Genomic DNA, 17,195 nt, shown 5'->3' on the forward strand with positions numbered 1-17,195 from the left:
GATTAGAACATCCCTTTTTCTCTCTATTCCTTTGTTGCTCTCATTGAATGGTGTTGTTAATTCCCCCCTTCAATGGCGGTCTGTAATTCAGACTCGACAGTTACATCGTTAGTGACTCTGCCGGTTGAAGTATAGATTGATGCCATCTTTCCACGTAAATAGCCAACTACTTCTATGTTTAAATATTTAGCCAATTGCACGGCCTGCTTGGTGGCAGCAGTCCGCGAACCAATCACTGGAAAACCAAATTTCGCTGCTTTTGAAAGCATTTCATATGAAACCCTGCCGGTTGTTAGTAATATTAACCGCTCTGGCTGCAGGTGATTTTTGACAGCGTAACCAATTATTTTATCAACCGCATTGTGTCTTCCAATATCCTCACGAATCGTCATACTGCCGTCTTCTGCAATAATACAGGCCCCATGCATACCGCCCGTTTCAAGATATAATTCTGACTTCTGCGCAAATTCACTTCTCTTTTTTAATAGATAGCTTAATTCAAAGCTAACGTTTGATGTGACTTTTTCAAAGTTCTTCACATCTGTCATCGAAAAAAACGTAACCCCGCGGCCGCAGCCAGCTGTGTAATGTTTCTTTTTGGAAAAAAACTGCTCACCGTCAAATTCATTGCGGAGTGATACGTTGATTGTGCTTAATTCCTCATTGATTGCAATAGACTCAATATCATTTGCATCCTGAATGAATCCTTCAGAAAACAAATATCCATATGTCCAATCGTCTAGGTTGTATTTAGTTAGTTGAAAAACGGCAATTTCATTCCCGTTTATTAGTAAGGAAATAGGATATTCATCGGGACAACCTTTTCGGTTCATTGTTTTCCCTCCTCTTCAGGAAATACTTCATCATTTAATAATTGTAAGAATTGTAGTTACTGTGCTCAGCGATATTTATCACTTTGGAATAAAGTACCCTACTTAACAGTAGGTCTTTGTATTCATTTATCAATCTATTACATTTGTTTCACACAATGATGGCGGTACTTTGTCTATTTCATTTCATATTTGTGTCGTTCTTTCGACAATTTTTTGAACAGGTTAGTTAACCACCGTCATTAAAGTAATTATTTGCTGTTTGAAAACGTTTTCACTAATTAAATCCTTTCCATGCATAGCCTTTTGTTAATATCTTACTGCCGTCACTGTCATCCGAAAGTAACATTTATCACTATAAATGCGTGTAAATAGTACAAATGATGGATTTGTCATTTTTCTGTCAACAACACCTTTAATATGGTGCTAAACTTGTCTGTTCATTTCCTCCAATCAACAGACTATTTAAACTCACAGACATTCCTAAAAACGAATTTCAGGTCAAGTTCATACAGATTTCTGTTAATTTTTCTAAAATGTTCTATAATAAATAAGAGGTTTTAGATACCAAGGAGGAGTACATATGACGATCAATAAAGTATTGACGATTGCGGGCTCTGATACGAGCGGTGGGGCTGGATTACAAGCAGATTTAAAGACATTTCAGGAACTGGGCGTTTACGGAATGACGGCGGTGACATCGATTGTGACGATGGATCCAAAGAACCACTGGCACCACAATGTTTTCCCGATTGCCCTGGATACGCTTGAGACTCAACTAGAAACAATTCTTTCGGTTGGCATCGATGCGATGAAAACAGGAATGCTTGGTACGGTTGAAATTATTGAATTAGCGGCTCGAAAAATTGATGAGAACAAGCTAGAACGAGTCGTGATTGACCCGGTAATGGTTTGTAAAGGGGAAGATGAGGTCTTAAATCCAGAAACAACGGATGCAATGCGCGAGTTTCTATTACCGCGTGCCTTAGTGGTGACCCCAAATCTATTTGAAGCAGGACAGCTGGCAGGTATGAAAACACCGCGTACAGTTGCAGAAATGAAGGAAGCGGCCGAAAAGATCCACGAGCAGGGTGCAAAATTTGTCTTAATCAAAGGCGGCGGCAAGCTCGAATCAGAAGAAAAGGCCGTTGATCTTTTATATGATGGAAAAGAATTTATGCTGTACGAGTCTGAAAAGTTTAAAACCACTTACACACACGGTGCGGGATGTACTTACTCCTCAGCCATTACAGCAGAACTAGCCAAAGGAAAATCTGTTTATGATGCTGTCGATGTGGCGAAAGAATTTATTACTGCAGCCATCCAGCAGGGGTTCTGTTTAAACGAATACGTCGGACCAACCTGGCACGGTGCCTACCGCAGCGGCGCAAAAGCTGTCACAGAGTATTGTGAGGACTGTGTTGAATAAGGAAAAGATGAGAAGAGTCGATCGGTTGATCGACTCTTTTTTGTTTGGTAGTTAGGTCTTTGAGCTTAGTTTACTGTCTATCTCCAGACCTGTCGTGAGCTGAACAAAGCGCTTGCGCTTTTCAAGCATGTATTTCGCATTTTTTACCTAATTTTAGTATGATAGTTACATTATTAACTACAATAGAGATGAGACTTAAATCTTCTATTATGGAGGGAAAGGAGGCAGCAAACTTTGGAACCTATTGATGTAAAAGGTGCACAGGCTGCCATCAACAGCTTTACCAATAAAGATGTCTACATCCACCTTGAAACGACGAATGGCGCCTATGCCTCACATAACGATCAATCCTTCTTTTCAGCCGGTGCCTTCATCCGCAACGCGCTAGTCCGTTATGAATTAGGAAAAATTACAGGGAATGGCCCATATCGAGTCGGTTTAAAAATCAACCTTGGCTGGATTTATGCAGAAGGCATTACTCATTACGAAATTGATGAAGACAATCACCTGCTTTTAGCGGGTCATGATCATGATGGAAAACTTGCGGTTGCTCTGGAGATTTCCAGCACCCCTTTTGAATAATGAGGCAAGCAAGGCCTGAAAGGAGAATGATTTATGGAAAAAGAACGCCAAGTATTGGTCGTTTTCCCTCACCCTGATGACGAGGCATTTGGAGTGTCTGGAACTATTGCGACCCATGTGCAGAACGGCACCCCTGTCACCTATGCTTGTTTAACCTTAGGTGAAATGGGACGCAACATGGGGAATCCCCCCTTTACCAATCGTGAAAACCTGCCAAAAATTAGAAAAGAAGAATTGAAGGAAGCTGCGCGTGTATTAGGTATACAAGACCTACGCATGCTAGGATACCGTGATAAAACGATTGAATTTGAAGATGAAGAAAAACTGGCAAATAGGATGTTAGCTTTGATTGAGGAAGTAAATCCTTCGCTAATCATTACCTTTTATCCAGGTTATTCCGTTCATCCAGACCATGATGCCACTGGTGCGGCGGTCATTCGTGCGGTTGAAAAAATACGTGACGACGTGCGGCCGACTTTACACTGTGTTGCTTTCTCAAAAAATTGTGTTGACGAACTAGGGGAACCTGATATCCTCAATGATATTAGCCCTGTTACCGAAACAAAAATGGCAGCCATCCAAGCACACCGTTCGCAAACCGAACAGATGTTTATTGGGATGGAAGAGAAGTTAAAAAATCAAGACCCACAAGTAATGAAGTGGATCAATAACGAACGGTTTTGGACATATCAATTTGATAAGTAAACAAAAAGCCCTCATAATGAAGGGCTTTTTTTCTATTTAATATTCCCGATGAAGCAAGGTGCAAAGCGTGCACCAATCGCGGATAATGATTTTCCTCGATTTCATGTCGATAATGCCATCTTTTTTTAATTTGGAAAAAACCCGGCTCACACTTTCCCTGGTGGTGCCTACAACGGTTGCAAATTCCTGAATGGTCAAGGGTATCTCTATGTCCCATCGATTCAGTCCATTATTAAATTTATTTCCGAGACGCTCTAATGTTTTTACGGTCTTGGCATAGACATCGAGAAGTGCTACATCTCTTAATTGGGAGGTCATTTCCCGCAAGGCATCACTCATATAGCTAATCATTTGCAATGATAGTTCCGGAAAGTTGTACAAGTCCCGCTCCAGCTCCTGCTTATCCAAAAATAAGATCTTTCCATCCTGGAGCATGGTGGCTGTGGCCGGATAGTATTCTGACACTTTGGTAAACAAACAGGCCTCTGCAAATACATCCCCTGTTTGCTTCACACAAACAATGATTTCATTGCCGCTCTCATCCTGCTTGGTTAGTTTCACTGCACCTGAATGAACGAAATAAACCCCCTTAGCCACCTCAGTCTCAGAAATAATCTGCTCCCCTTTCTTCAACTCAAGCGTTTGAATCCTCTGCACAATAATCGCTAGCGATTTTTGTGATAAATTCTTGAAAATAACAATTTTCCGAAGTAAATCCGCTTGGCTCAATCCTTGATAAATCGCTAAATTGGGATCTTTTACACATTCGACTTGATTCATCCTCTCACCACCCTGATCAAATTTTCCTTTTAATCTACTTACCTTCTATTGTAAAGAACTCTGTCCCATGATGTAGTGACGAAATTCACAAAATGTTCATTTTTTCAAAGCTCACACCAACATGCTTTTTCACAAAACGTTCAAAACTCCAAAAAAAGATGTGCGGTAGGTCACACTTTTCTATCTTGTAAGCGTTTAGGATGAAATTGTTGATAGATATAAAGGGAGGGAAAAAAGTGAATAAAGCCATTATTAGTTTTGTAGTCTGTGCATTACTTGGCTTTGGTCTGGGCTACTTAGTGTTTGGCGTAATCATGGGGGATTCCGAAAAACAGCCTCAAGTGGCACAAACAGAGACAACAAAAGCGACAGAAACAGCTACTGCCAAAGAAGAAGCTACTGATTCAAAAGAAGCAGCAACCGTTTCTGCGAATGAGGATAACATCCTTAACAAGAAAGGCTGCCTAGGCTGCCACAGTGTTGAAGCATTAAATATTAAAGGCGGTGCCGTAGGGCCAGACCTATCCCAAGCATTTGTTAACGTAGAAGGCAAACATGGCAAGCCAATTGAAGAATTCCTAAAAGCGCCTACCTCTGCAGTTATGTCAGGAGTCATTGGCAAAAATCCATTATCTGATGAAGAACGTAAGCAAGTGTTAGATCTACTTAAAGAAGCTTCTGAAAAATAATAAAGGTGGTGTATGTAATGAAAAAATGGATTCCGATTGCATCGGGTCTGTTAGCGGGGTTTGTCGCGGCAACGATCTCATTTGCTGATTTCTCATCAACAAAGACAAATACTGAAGCCGCTTCAACCACAAAAAGCGATGCAGAAAAGGTGTATGTTCCATTCGGTCAAAAAGATGATTACTATTTATTCGCATCAGGCGGCCACTCAGGTCAAATGTTTATTTATGGGGTTCCTTCGATGCGGAAAATCAGAACGATCCCGGTATTTTCACAGGATTCTGCCACAGGCTATGGCTTCGATGAACATTCTAAGAAAATGATGGGTGACTATACATGGGGAGACCTGCACCATCCGGCCTTCTCCGAAACAAAAGGTGACTATGACGGTAAATATATGTTTGCCACTGATGTAGGAAACAGCCGTGCCGCTGTGGTCGATCTTAAAACCTTTACAACCAAAGATATCATTCAGGTACCAAATACAGCAGGTCCACACTGTGCAGCGTTTGTAACAGAAAATACAGAGTACATGTTCTTACCAACTCGATTCGCTGTACCGGTCGGTCAAAAATATGAGTCACTTGACAACTTTAGCGATCAGTACCGCGGCGTTATGTCAGCTGTAACCTTTAATGAAAAGAATCAAAAGCTAGGTATTGCTTATCAAGTAGCTCTTCCGCCATGGTCCTATGACCTTTCGGATGCGGGTAAAAAGAGCTCAGCTGATTGGGCCGTAATGTCGACCTACAATACTGAAGAGGCAACCACAAACCTTGAAATAAACGCATCTCAAGCGGATCGTGACTACATCGTTCTTTTCAACTGGAAAGAGCTTGCGAAAATGGTCAAGGAAGGCAAGTACGAAAATGTAGGCGGTCAAAAAATGATTTACCCTGAAAAGCAAAAAGGCGGAATATATTTAATTCCTGTTGCCAAATCACCACATGGTGTCGATGTAACACCTGACGGTAAGCAATTTATCGCTTCTGGTAAATTAGCACCTACGATGACTGTATTCTCATTTGAAAAAGCCTTTAAGGCGGTAGCAAACAAAGACTTCGCAGGGGAACGTAACGGGATTCCTGTCCTAAATTACAAATCAGTCATGGAACGAGAAGTAAACCCTGAAAATGCATTAGGACCGCTACACACACAATTTGATGACAAAGGCATGGCCTACACAACGATGTTCATCTCTTCTGAGGTTGTGAAATGGAATCCAAAAACAGGTGAAACGTTAGACCGTGTCCCTGTTCAATATTCTCCAGGACACTCTGTTGCTACAGAAGGTGACACAGTAGCACCGGATGGAAAATGGCTCATTGCTTTAAATAAAATTGCCAAAGACAGTTACTTATCAGTTGGACCATCTCACCCTGAATCGATGCAGTTAATTGATATCAGCGGCAAGATGAAGGTCATCCAATCTGCACCAGTAGATCCAGAACCACACTATGCACAAATGATTAAAGCAGATAAGATTAAAACCATTAACGTCTATCCGAAAGATCCAAAGAATAAAGAAGCAGTTTACAAGCAGAGCGATACGAAAATCGTCCGCAATGGCAACAAAGTCGATGTCTACGGTATTGCAATGCGCTCGAAGTTCATTTTTGATGCAAAAGCAAAACGTCCTGATGTGATCGAGGTAAATGAAGGGGATCACGTGACCATTCATTTGACCAATATTGATTTCGATGAGGATATTACACACGGATTTGCCATCAACAGCTATAACTTAAACATGGAAGTTCAGCCTGGACAAACAAACTCCATGGAATTTGTCGCTAATAAAGCCGGAACCTACCCACTTTATTGCACAAACTTCTGTTCTGCACTACACCAGGAAATGAACGGTTACTTCCTTGTCAAACCAAAGAAATAATTAGTTGATGGGTATCAATTCTAGCGATTGATACCCTTCTCTGTTAAACGAGATCCCAAAATAAAGGCGATGTTTATAATGAACAGTCAATCAAAAAAATTATCAATGGTGTCTTCCTTATTAATTGTTGTTTCAGCGATTTTAATAGTCATTTCATTATTTTTTCCATGGTGGAAAATGGTCTTTGTGGCTCCTCAATATCCAGAAGGGTTAAATATTATTGTCTACCCAAATAAGCTGGAGGGACAAATTGATATTGTCAATGGTCTTAACCACTATATCGGGATGGCCAACTTCAGTGAAAAGAATTTCCCTGAATTAGCCTATCTTCCTTATTTAGTTGGAGGTTTAGCGGCCCTTACCCTTTTAACCGCCCTGCTTCGTAAAAAATCTGTCCTTTATGGCTTAATTAGTTTATTTGTGATAGGCGGCGGCTTAGGTGTTTTTGACCTTCAGCACGCACTGAAAAAGTTTGGTACCAATTTAAGTCCGGAAGCACCAATCAAAATGGATCCATTTGTACCGCCGATTTTAGGGCATAATACAGTTGCCAACTTTCACACCACCAGCCTGCTAGGCTTGGGAACTTATTTGGTGATTGCAGCCTTTATCCTATTACTCATTCCTTTATGGAAGGATCGAAAATAAATGAAAAAACTAACGCTCTTATCTTTCATTTTTTCTCTATTTTTATTGATAAGCCCTGAGAAAAAGCTGGCAGCCGAAAATTTACAAGTAACCATCGACAGCCTGAAAGATGGGGCGGTATTACAGCTTGAAAATAAAACCTATCAGGGGAATATTGTCATCAACAAATCGCTGACGCTGATTGGTTCGAAACATACCGTAATTAAGGGAGACGGAACGGGGAATGTCATTTCGATTAAAGCTCCGCATGTGAAGCTTAGCCATCTAACCGTCATACACGGGGGGATGGATAGGAACTCACCCGAGGAATACGCGGCCATCAAGATTTACACAAACAACAATATCGTTGAACATATCAACATCCGCGACTCCTTTCACGGCATTTACTTAAGCCAGGCCCACAATAATAAGATTCGTTTCAATCATATAAAGGGAATGGGCAAAGGTGAAATTGCCGCACAGGGAAATGGGATTCATGTGTATTATGCTAATGATAATCTACTAGAAAAGAATACAATTGAAGGTACCCGGGACGGGATGTTCTTTGATTATGCCAATAACAATCGCAGTTACAAAAACAATATTAGCCAAACCAGATATGGATTGCATTACATGTACTCCGACAAAAATATTTTTAAGAAAAATACCTTTACGATGAATACCGGCGGCGCCGCGATTATGAACTCGAACCATTTGAAACTCGAGGATAATCAGTTTATTGTGAACTATGGCAACCAATCGTTTGGCTTATTGCTGCTCCAAGCCAATGATAATTATATTTCCAATAATACCTTTTATATGAACCAACGCGGCATGTATATCGATCAAGCCACAAGAAATGAATTTCGCCATAACAAAATCGTTCAAAACCAAATTGGAATTGAACTTTGGGCAAGTTCCAATGAGCAAACTTTTACCTTAAACCAAATTACCGAAAATACGATTCCTGCTGTAACGCTTGGCGGCAATGGAGAGAATAATTCCTGGAGCAAAAATGGCAAAGGGAATGACTGGGGAAGCACCTTTCCAATCACCGATTTGAACCAAGACAGCATTGGGGATTTTCCAATAACCTATCGATCCTCTTTATATCAACTAATTGAGGATCAAGAATTATCTTATTTATTTTTAAAAAGTCCAGCACTGAAGATTTATGAAAAAATGAACGCAGCGCTGACAAACGAAGCAATCATGTTTAAAGATACACACCCAATAGCAGCATCCAAAGGGTCACATACGAATGCAATTTTACTAGTCGCCGGTATACTACTGGCAGCGATTTTAATAAAGGGGAGACACCTACTATGCATTACATTTGGAAGGAATGGAAGGAAAATATAAGAGGAAAAGGACTCTGGCTAAGCTTAAGTATTATTGTTCTGATTTCAATTGCGATATTTTTTCGTTCCTCCGCCCTTTCATTTGATAAAGGCTTTTATGTGCTCTTAATCAATCTATTTGATACGATTATCTACTTTATTCCAATTCTATGTTTATTTATTGGGGCGTTCTCGATTTTTCAAGAAAAGGAACAAAAGACATTGATTATGCTGCTGACCAAGACCGACCATTTCGGCAGCTTCCTGCTCAAAAAAAGTCTTGGACTCTATACCGTTGTGCTCGTTCCGCTAGTCACATGGTTTTTCATCTACCTGTTACTCCTAAAATTTAATTTTCAACTTGATATTAAAGGTTATTTCATCTTTGCGGCAGCGATTGTTTGCATGAGCCTTGTCTTTCTGCAAATGGGTGCTGCTATCGGGAGCATCAGCCGCTCACGGATGCAGATTCTAGGGTTTACCATTTTTGTCTGGTTCTACTTTTTCTTCTTACATGATTTTATCTTACTGTCGTTTTTACCAGATGTGACGCATGAAAATGTGAAACTATTTTCATCCGTCTATTTTCTAAATCCGCTTCAAGCGGTACGAATGTTTCTTGAAACCGGTACAGGGGTATATTCCTTTGGCCATATGTCGAGACTTTTACAAGCGTTTATGTGGACGAAGCCAGCCTTCTTCCTACTTGGAAATCTTTTGTTCTGGTTGGTCGTTTCGTTTTTTACTGCGATTGTTTTCAACCGTAAGGAGGGGTACGAATGATTAACGTGACCAACTTAAATCAATCGTTCGGGAAAAAAAACGTCCTCGATTCGATTAATATCACCATTCATCCGAATGAAATATGTGCCCTTGTCGGCCGAAATGGTGCCGGGAAATCAACGTTTATTAATAGTTTGCTTGGCTTATTGCCAGTCAAGCAAGGTGAGATTTTGATTAACGGGATTGCCGTTAATAAGAAAAATGAAGAGTGGAAAAGAACAATCGCCTATCTGCCTGAAAAATTCATGTTATATCCGATGCTGACTGGTCTCGAAAATATCACCTTTTTTGCCGAAGCAGTTTCCAAGACTCCTAACCAAGAACGGATCGAGCAGGTGCTGAAGTCAGTCAGCCTATGGGATGACCGGGATGTCCAAGTAAAGAAGTATTCGAAAGGAATGCTGCAGCGGCTTGGCTTAGCGATAACCCTTTACCAGGATTCTAGTCTGCTCATTCTGGATGAACCTACGAGCGGTATCGACCCGCTTGGCCGAAAAGAGATTTTGGAGGTACTTGGTTCCCTTCAGAATAAAACGATCCTGCTGTCCTCGCACCACTTGGATGAAATCAAACAAATTTGTACCCATGTCGCTTATTTAGAAAATGGCAAAATGGAAAAGTTTACAGTAGATGAGTTTTTGCAAACTCATAATTTAGGAGGAATTAGTTCATGAAGAAACGGGTAGTATTGGCTTTCCTTTTTCTGATAGCCGTCATCACAGGGTGCAGTTCCGGTCCTGACTATAAAGTGACCGTTACAAAGGAGTTATATTTCGTCAAGGATACAGCAATGCCATTTGAAGTAAAAGTAACAGAAAACAACAAGGCAGTAAAAGGGCTTGATGTTGCAGCCCAATTATCAATGACACAAATGGACCACGGCAGCTATGATGTCAAGCTTGTTGAAGGAAAGAACGGCACCTATTCCGGTAAAGTAAATCTGCCAATGGGCGGCAAATACGAAGCCGTATTTACCCTTGAAAAAGATGGCAAAAAGACGGAAAAAGTCCTCAACCTTAATGTCACTAAACCAAAAGGTGTAGCCAAGATCAATGGAGAGTGGATTACCGCGGAAGATGTCAGTTTCTACCGACTTATTAATCAGCTGCAGTTGGAAATCAACCGCGAGGGCGCAAAGAAGAAATACACAGGCAAGCAGTTGGAGGAAGAATTAGCATATTTAGACTCCCAGGAAAAAACGGTTGAGGATAAGAATCAATTATTAACACAAATCATTCGCTTGCGTGCTATGGCGCTGCTGGCATCGGAAAAGGGCCATAAAGCGGCTGATACTGAGGTAAATGCAGCCCTCGAGAAAGCACGTGGCCAATACAACCAGTATGAATCCGCTAAAAAGCTGATTAACCAGTATGGTGAAGACAAATTTTGGGCAACAGAAAAACAGCAATATCAAATGATTGTCATGTCCCAAAAAGTCCAAAAAGACTTAATCAATAAAGCTAAGAAAGAAAACCCAAAAGCAGGCGATCAGGAAGTCTACTACCAAGCCCAAAAAGAATACGAAGAACTGCTAGTATCTCAAGTTAATTCCTTAAAAATTGAAATCTTATAGAAAAGAAGGGTGTCAGGTACCATGTGAAAATTTCACATGGTACCTGACACCCTTTTTCATTTCATTTATCCTTAAATAACCTCTAGGATTGCCTTTGCTACGCCGTTTTCTTCATTGGTGTCTGTAATGACATCACAAAGTGACTTGATCTCGTAACCGGCATTGCCCATCGCTACTGACCGGCCTGCTTTTTTCAGCATGGAGACATCATTGTAGTTGTCGCCTATCGCCATTGTTTCCGCTAAGGTGATCCCTTTAGCCGACACAAACCACTCGAGCGCAATTCCTTTTTGGGCATCACGGTGCGTAATTTCGATGTTTTCATGACCTGAAGAGGCAATAGCAAGTTCTGTTAAACCAGCTAATGCTTGATTGGCAGCCTCTAGTTTTACCTTATCAAACGAGAAGGCCAGTAATTTATAAATTTGATACTCTTCATTGGCAAAGAGCAGTTCGTAATCCTCAATCGTATGGATTAACCCATCACGGATTCTTGCCCCAGCTGCCTCGGTAATCTCATCGCGATTCACCTCGGGGTTAGCACTCATTACTATATCAACGAGAATCGACACTGCCTTGTCTGGGTCGACTGTATATGCACCTTCGTTGGTGTATACCTCGAAATATACTTCCTTGCCTGTAAGCCTTGCTGCAACCTCTCTGGCAAGGTCTTTCCCAATCGATGTTGCTGAAAGAACCTCACCCTCCTTAGAGCGAACTTCCGCACCATTGACACAAATAACAGGGCAGGTTAAGCCTGCCTCACCAAGGACATAGGTCGCCTCTTGATACGACCGTCCTGTCGCGACGACAACCTCAATTCCTTGTGACTGTGCTTTTAAAATTGCCTCTCTATTCGCAGCGCTAATTTGTTGAACTGAATTTAATAATGTTCCATCCATATCTGTTGCAATACATTTGATCATGCTGTCCACCCTCAATCCCTTTTCACTATTGCCATTTTAACAGATTATCCAAGTACATTATCTCCGATATGCTCAAGCCAAATACTTACTTCCTTCGCGAACACTGAGCGGCGCTAACTTTGTCGTTTCGATAAACCTCTTCACTGATTCAGGATTGGTCTTTGAATACTCCCGTAGTGCCCAGCCAATTGCCTTTTGGATAAAAAATTCCCTGCTTTGGGCATTTTGCTGTATGTATTTATAAAGTAATTCTTCCCTCGTTTTCTCTTTATACTTTAACTGGAAAAGCAAGGCCGCCCTTCGCAGCCAGAGATTGTCATTCATTGCCCAGCCATCAATGGTTTCAGCAGCCACTTCTGGGAACTTTTCGGCAATTTTACCGACAGGCTTAGGGGCAATCGCATCCACCGTATCCCACCATGACTTCGTGGTAATCAACTCCTCCATAAAGGGAAAATCCGTTTTCTCAAGCTTATTTAAAGTCTTTTCCATATAAACAAGGGCCGTATATTGATATTCACGTTCATCCTGCGCCCATAGCTCGCGAATAAATTCCTGGTTAAAGGGCTCTTTCAAAACCTTTGTTTCTTGAAAAAATTTTTTCTCTAACAAACTGCGTTCCGGCTTCTTGATTCCAAGAAAGGGAAAGTGACCTTTCATATAGTTCTTCATGGGCTCGGCATTAGCCTGATTGCGGTTTTCTTCAAACAGTTCTGTTAACCGTGCAACTATTGACTGCATTTATATCATCCCTCTCAAAAAACTTCTTACTAACCTTGAATTAATTCTCCTAACCCCCAATATTTCCTTTATTTTTCTTGAATAAACAACCTGCGCGGAACCAAACTAAACGATAGTAAAAGGAGGGATAGTTGATGACTAAGAAAAATGACAAAGGCATTAAGAACCAAAACTCCCCACAGGCTGGGAATGCCGAAGCTGAATTCGCGAGTGAGTTTGTCAGCGGCGATAACAGCAAAGGGAATAAGCGTAATAAAGGGCAAAAAAGCAAAACAAATCCACAATCTTAAGAGGAAAAAATCGACTTTCACGTTAGAAAGTCGATTTTTTAAGGGTTTTGTACAAGTTTCAAATAGTTTAGTACAGATTTCAGGTGGTTTAGCACAAAAATACATATTTTGGAAATTAAACCTCAAGAAAAAGAACTGCCCTCGGTCACTAGACAGTCCTCACCTTTTGTTTTATTCTACCTTACTCGCAGCTAATGCCCGGATTTCCTCTGCAATTTTAGTTTGAATCTGTTCGACAACAGAGAAGTCCATTGCGGCGATATAGATTTCCTCAAGCTCATCGTGAAGTTCCTTTGCCCTTGCCAAATAGGAGATAGCCTCATTCATCTTATTTTTATAATTCGTCGAGATTTTGCTGATAATGTCTTCAAAAATTTCATCTGTTCCAGGTGCGATGAGTAACTCATACATATCGATAATCTCATCGCCATCCCTGCTTGGGAAATACTCATGTGGGGCTGTACTATCAAAGATGGCAATGCCAAGCTCCCTAAAAATAACCATATCAAGACTGTGCGGGTCAAAACCGCAGTGATACACTTCTGCATCCACCCCACGCACTTCAGCTGCTGCCGCAAGTTTCTTCAGCATCGTTGATTTACCAGAGCCCGGACGGCCTTTTATAAAGTAACGCTTTGGAATCTCTTCGGTTAAATTCGGAACATAATCGACTGCTCCCTTAGGCGTTGCCGCCCCTAAAAAGCGATGGCGGATATCTGACCTTTTACTGAGCTTCATTTTTCCAAAAAAGCTATCAATTAATTTGTTTGTTAATTGATCTGCTTTCTTAAAATCCATGCTGTTGATATAAATCTTTTCCCAATCGTCATGTATATCCAGTGCTTCTTTAAACGTATCATAGGCCTTATGAAAGGACTGACTGATTTGATTGGTTAATTTCAGGATTTTCATTTTATGGACCGCTAAGTCGCGGGCATTCCAAGCTTCACCGAGGTTAATATATTCATCAATTGCGCCTGGTGCTATTGGTTCAATTACATGTGGGGCTGTTCCATCGACAATTCCTACCTTTAACTGAGGGATTAATACCCCATCAATCGATTCGTTGTCGGAAGAACAATGTAAAAATTCAATATCAAATCCTTTTTCAAGCCATTCATTGCCGATTTTTTTCATCAAAGATGATTTGCCAGTTCCTGGTCCGCCTTTTAAAATAAATAAACGGTCGAGACCTTGTAGATTGGAGTCATATAGATGATGAAAGCCTCTCGCTGTATTCCCGCCAGCAAAGTAATTTTTAATTTTCCCTGCCACTGAATCAACACTCCCTTTTCTCTGTCCAGCTCCAGCGCCTAGCGTCAAGTGGACTTCACTAAGCAGGCGCTTCCGCTTTTATCGAGACACTCGAAAGATAATTTCACCCTATCTTATGCGAATGCCACCCATAGGTGAGTGCCTAGGAAAAAAATCTTACTTACTAATCGGGACAATGTCAGATTTTGTGACCTCTGCTAATTGAACAGGATCCAACACCATTTGAACCCCAATTTTTCCACCGCTTACGATGATGGCCGATAGCTGTTTAGCATGTTCATCAATAAACGTCTTATATTCCTTTTTCATTCCAATCGGCGAACAGCCGCCGCGAATATATCCAGTCCATTTCTGAATATCCTTGACTGGCAGCATTTCAATGTTTTTCTCACCAGCGGCTTTGGCTGCCTTTTTTAAATCCAATTCCGCAGCCACTGGAATGACAAACACATAGATATTCCTGCTTGCCCCCTGTGCAACCAACGTCTTGTAGACTTGTTCTGGGTCTCTGCCAATCTTCTCAGCAACAGAAACACCGTCGATTTTTCCATCTTTATTATCGTAGGTAAGTATTTCATAGCTAACCTTTTTTGCATCTAGAATTCGCATTGCATTGGTTTTTACCTGTGCCACCTGTCATATCCTCCCAAAAGATTAAAATCACTTTATACTATTAGCATACTGGATTAACAAAAATTACACAAAATCCCCCAAAATCTGTCACCCGTTTGTCACTCTATTAAACCATTATTATAGTACACTAAATTTAAGAACAATAAATGACTTAGATTACCAAATATGAAAATATCTTCATTATCACTATATATAATTAGTTTATGTGAAAAACTTCACAAATTAATTTTAACCCTATATAAAAACTGTTTATCCAAACTAATCTACATGAGGTGGAATTAATGAAATATGATTTAGTCCTTTTGCATGCACCCAGCGTCTATGATTTTAGAAAAAACTCCTTGCTCGCCGGCCCCATCAGTGATGTTGTCCCATCATCGCCTGTATTTGAAATGTATCCCATCGGCATCACGAGTATTGCAGAGTATCTAGAGAGATACGGCCTGCGCGTAAAAATTATCAATATTGCCAACCGTATGTTGATGAGTGAAAAGTTTGACGTTGAGGCTAAGTTAAAGAACATCAATACCAAAGCCTTCGGAATCGACTTGCATTGGCTTCCGCATGCCCACGGCAGTATCGAGTTAGCTAAAATTGTTAAAAAACTCCATCCTGAGACCCCAGTAATCTTTGGCGGCCTATCAGCGACCTATTACCATAAAGAATTAATCGAGTACCCTTGTATTGACTTTGTCATGCGCGGCGATTCAACTGAAAAGTTGATGCTGTTGTTAATGAATAAGATTGAACAGGGAAATACCCACTATGCTGACATTCCAAATTTAACTTGGAAAAAAGGCAGTAACATCGGCTACAATCCGCTTACCTATGTACCAAAGGATTTGGATGATCTGGATGTTCCGGGATATCGCTATGCGATCCGTTCTGTATTTAAATACCGTAATTTCCTTGACCCGCTTCCCTACAATGGCTGGCTTCAATACCCGAATACAGCTTTACTGACAGCACGAGGATGCTCTCAAAACTGTCTAATTTGCGGCGGTTCTAAAGCTGCTTATGACCAAAACTGCAACCGTAGTTCGCTTGCTTTACGATCACCTGAAAAACTGGTTGAAGATATTAAATTCATTTCACGATTTAGCCGGGCTCCGATTTTTATCCTGCATGACCTTCGTCAGGGTGGACGTGAATATGTAAAAGAATTTTTCAGCCGGCTAAAGGAGCTCAATCTTCAAAATGAAGTGGTGTTTGAATTATTCCAGTATGCTGACGAAGAGTTCTTTAAACAAATGAATGATAGTGTGCCGAAATACAGTATTGAAATTACACTAGAAACTCACGATGAAAAAATCAGACGCTATAACGGGAAATTTAATTGTACCAACCCAAAAGTGATTGATACACTTAATTTTGCGCTAAAACATGGCTGTAAAAAAATCGATTTATTTTTCATGGTCGGAATTCCAGGCCAGACCTATAACAGTGCTTTAGAAAACATAGATTTCTGTGAGAAGATTCACCTTGCTTGTAATCAAGACAAGCGGATTTTCTATTTTGTTGCACCGCTTGCACCGTTCCTTGATCCTGCAAGCCCAGCCTTTGAAAATCCTGAACTGCACGGTTATAAAAAGTATTGCCACACTCTTGAAGACCACCGCAAGGCTATTACACAGCCATCTTGGAAGCATATGCTAAGCTATGAAACAAAGGACATGACCCGGGATGATATTGTTAATTCTACCTATGAGTCTGCTAAATTACTAAATGACTTCAAATTAAAATACGGCCTCATTGATGAAGATGGCTATAAGGAAATAAATTGGAAGATTGAGAAATCCATTAATTATATTGAAAAGATTGATCAGGTCCTTGCGCTGCCAGAGGAGCAGCAAGCCGGTGAATTAGCTAAGATTCGTGAGGAAATTGAGGAATTAAATAAGTATAGTATCTGTGGGAAGAATGAGCTAAAGTGGGAAGTTCAGAAGAATTACGCCAACTTCTTTTCCCTTACTTTAGTAGGACTGGAACAGTTGTACGAGGATTATGCAAACAAAATTAGGCATCTATTAAAACCGCAGCGCCGCCAGCAATTCAGGCTTGATCCTGAACAAAGGAAAATGAAAATATAAGAAAAAAAGGAGTGGG

At 40.7% G+C, this 17,195-nt stretch carries 18 protein-coding genes; 12 read left to right on the forward strand and 6 right to left on the reverse strand.

Annotated elements, in window-relative coordinates:
* Nucleotides 1–56 precede the first annotated feature (56 nt).
* Nucleotides 57–833 carry a formate dehydrogenase accessory sulfurtransferase FdhD gene (fdhD, locus tag V7121_RS04065; RefSeq protein ID WP_335497392.1) on the reverse strand — a complete coding sequence of 259 codons (777 nt, stop codon included), beginning with the start codon at nucleotides 831–833 and terminating at the stop codon, nucleotides 57–59.
* 580 nt (nucleotides 834–1,413) lie between these two features.
* Here fdhD and pdxK point away from each other — a divergent pair.
* The 3 genes from pdxK to bshB2 all read left to right on the forward strand — a co-directional run bounded on the left by pdxK (nucleotide 1,414) and on the right by bshB2 (nucleotide 3,546).
* Nucleotides 1,414–2,259, forward strand: coding sequence for a pyridoxine/pyridoxal/pyridoxamine kinase (gene pdxK, locus V7121_RS04070; RefSeq protein ID WP_335497391.1), 846 nt, complete (start codon nucleotides 1,414–1,416; stop codon nucleotides 2,257–2,259).
* Nucleotides 2,260–2,493: 234 nt separating this feature from the next.
* A complete protein-coding gene (locus tag V7121_RS04075; protein ID WP_335497389.1) occupies nucleotides 2,494–2,841 on the forward strand; it encodes a YojF family protein in 348 nt (115 codons plus the stop codon).
* A 33-nt stretch (nucleotides 2,842–2,874) separates the two neighbouring features.
* Entirely contained in the window at nucleotides 2,875–3,546 is a 672-nt protein-coding gene (gene bshB2 / locus V7121_RS04080; protein WP_335497387.1) for a bacillithiol biosynthesis deacetylase BshB2, read from the forward strand.
* Between the two features lie 36 nt (nucleotides 3,547–3,582).
* Here bshB2 and V7121_RS04085 read toward each other — a convergent pair whose 3' ends face one another.
* Nucleotides 3,583–4,326 carry a Crp/Fnr family transcriptional regulator gene (locus V7121_RS04085; protein WP_335545815.1) on the reverse strand — a complete coding sequence of 248 codons (744 nt, stop codon included), beginning with the start codon at nucleotides 4,324–4,326 and terminating at the stop codon, nucleotides 3,583–3,585.
* A gap of 236 nt (nucleotides 4,327–4,562) precedes the next feature.
* On the opposite strand from V7121_RS04085, the gene V7121_RS04090 reads away from it, so the two are divergent.
* From V7121_RS04090 to V7121_RS04120, 7 genes are all read left to right on the forward strand, one after another.
* Nucleotides 4,563–5,015, forward strand: coding sequence for a cytochrome C (locus V7121_RS04090; protein WP_335497384.1), 453 nt, complete (start codon nucleotides 4,563–4,565; stop codon nucleotides 5,013–5,015).
* Between the two features lie 17 nt (nucleotides 5,016–5,032).
* Nucleotides 5,033–6,901: a Sec-dependent nitrous-oxide reductase gene (nosZ, locus tag V7121_RS04095; RefSeq protein ID WP_335497383.1), complete on the forward strand. Its 1,869-nt coding sequence runs from the start codon at nucleotides 5,033–5,035 to the stop codon at nucleotides 6,899–6,901.
* A gap of 78 nt (nucleotides 6,902–6,979) precedes the next feature.
* Entirely contained in the window at nucleotides 6,980–7,549 is a 570-nt protein-coding gene (locus V7121_RS04100; RefSeq protein ID WP_335497381.1) for a hypothetical protein, read from the forward strand.
* Nucleotides 7,550–8,890: a nitrous oxide reductase family maturation protein NosD gene (nosD, locus tag V7121_RS04105; protein ID WP_335545817.1), complete on the forward strand. Its 1,341-nt coding sequence runs from the start codon at nucleotides 7,550–7,552 to the stop codon at nucleotides 8,888–8,890. It begins immediately after the preceding gene.
* Nucleotides 8,854–9,651: an ABC transporter permease gene (locus tag V7121_RS04110; RefSeq protein WP_335545820.1), complete on the forward strand. Its 798-nt coding sequence runs from the start codon at nucleotides 8,854–8,856 to the stop codon at nucleotides 9,649–9,651. Before nosD ends, V7121_RS04110 begins: the two co-directional genes overlap by 37 nt.
* Nucleotides 9,648–10,325 carry an ABC transporter ATP-binding protein gene (locus V7121_RS04115; protein ID WP_335497376.1) on the forward strand — a complete coding sequence of 226 codons (678 nt, stop codon included), beginning with the start codon at nucleotides 9,648–9,650 and terminating at the stop codon, nucleotides 10,323–10,325. The genes V7121_RS04110 and V7121_RS04115 overlap by 4 nt, the downstream gene beginning before the upstream one ends.
* Nucleotides 10,322–11,224 carry a FixH family protein gene (locus V7121_RS04120; RefSeq protein WP_335497374.1) on the forward strand — a complete coding sequence of 301 codons (903 nt, stop codon included), beginning with the start codon at nucleotides 10,322–10,324 and terminating at the stop codon, nucleotides 11,222–11,224. The genes V7121_RS04115 and V7121_RS04120 overlap by 4 nt, the downstream gene beginning before the upstream one ends.
* A 71-nt stretch (nucleotides 11,225–11,295) precedes the next feature.
* Here V7121_RS04120 and V7121_RS04125 read toward each other — a convergent pair whose 3' ends face one another.
* Together V7121_RS04125 and V7121_RS04130 are read right to left on the reverse strand one after the other, a co-directional pair.
* Nucleotides 11,296–12,150 (reverse strand): Cof-type HAD-IIB family hydrolase, encoded by an 855-nt coding sequence (locus V7121_RS04125; protein WP_335545821.1) that lies wholly within the window; start codon nucleotides 12,148–12,150, stop codon nucleotides 11,296–11,298.
* A 72-nt stretch (nucleotides 12,151–12,222) separates the two neighbouring features.
* Complete coding sequence (locus V7121_RS04130) at nucleotides 12,223–12,891, reverse strand: DNA alkylation repair protein (protein ID WP_335545823.1); 669 nt, start codon at nucleotides 12,889–12,891, stop codon at nucleotides 12,223–12,225.
* A 134-nt stretch (nucleotides 12,892–13,025) separates the two neighbouring features.
* Between V7121_RS04130 and V7121_RS04135 the strand changes: the two genes are divergently transcribed.
* Nucleotides 13,026–13,181: a hypothetical protein gene (locus V7121_RS04135; protein ID WP_335545826.1), complete on the forward strand. Its 156-nt coding sequence runs from the start codon at nucleotides 13,026–13,028 to the stop codon at nucleotides 13,179–13,181.
* 171 nt (nucleotides 13,182–13,352) lie between these two features.
* Here the strand turns inward: V7121_RS04135 and V7121_RS04140 are convergent, their stop codons facing one another.
* Together V7121_RS04140 and ybaK are read right to left on the reverse strand one after the other, a co-directional pair.
* A complete protein-coding gene (locus V7121_RS04140) occupies nucleotides 13,353–14,456 on the reverse strand; it encodes a PRK06851 family protein (protein ID WP_335497368.1) in 1,104 nt (367 codons plus the stop codon).
* A 156-nt stretch (nucleotides 14,457–14,612) separates the two neighbouring features.
* The gene (ybaK, locus tag V7121_RS04145; RefSeq protein ID WP_335497367.1) at nucleotides 14,613–15,089 is read right to left on the reverse strand and encodes a Cys-tRNA(Pro) deacylase; all 477 of its coding nucleotides are present in this window, start codon (nucleotides 15,087–15,089) and stop codon (nucleotides 14,613–14,615) included.
* A gap of 281 nt (nucleotides 15,090–15,370) precedes the next feature.
* Here ybaK and V7121_RS04150 point away from each other — a divergent pair, with 281 nt between their 5' ends.
* Nucleotides 15,371–17,179: a TIGR04190 family B12-binding domain/radical SAM domain protein gene (locus tag V7121_RS04150; protein WP_335545828.1), complete on the forward strand. Its 1,809-nt coding sequence runs from the start codon at nucleotides 15,371–15,373 to the stop codon at nucleotides 17,177–17,179.
* The last annotated feature ends 16 nt before the right edge of the window (nucleotides 17,180–17,195 follow it).

The organism is Neobacillus drentensis, from assembly GCF_036962125.1.
Lineage (GTDB): Bacteria > Bacillota > Bacilli > Bacillales > Cytobacillaceae > Neobacillus > Neobacillus drentensis_B.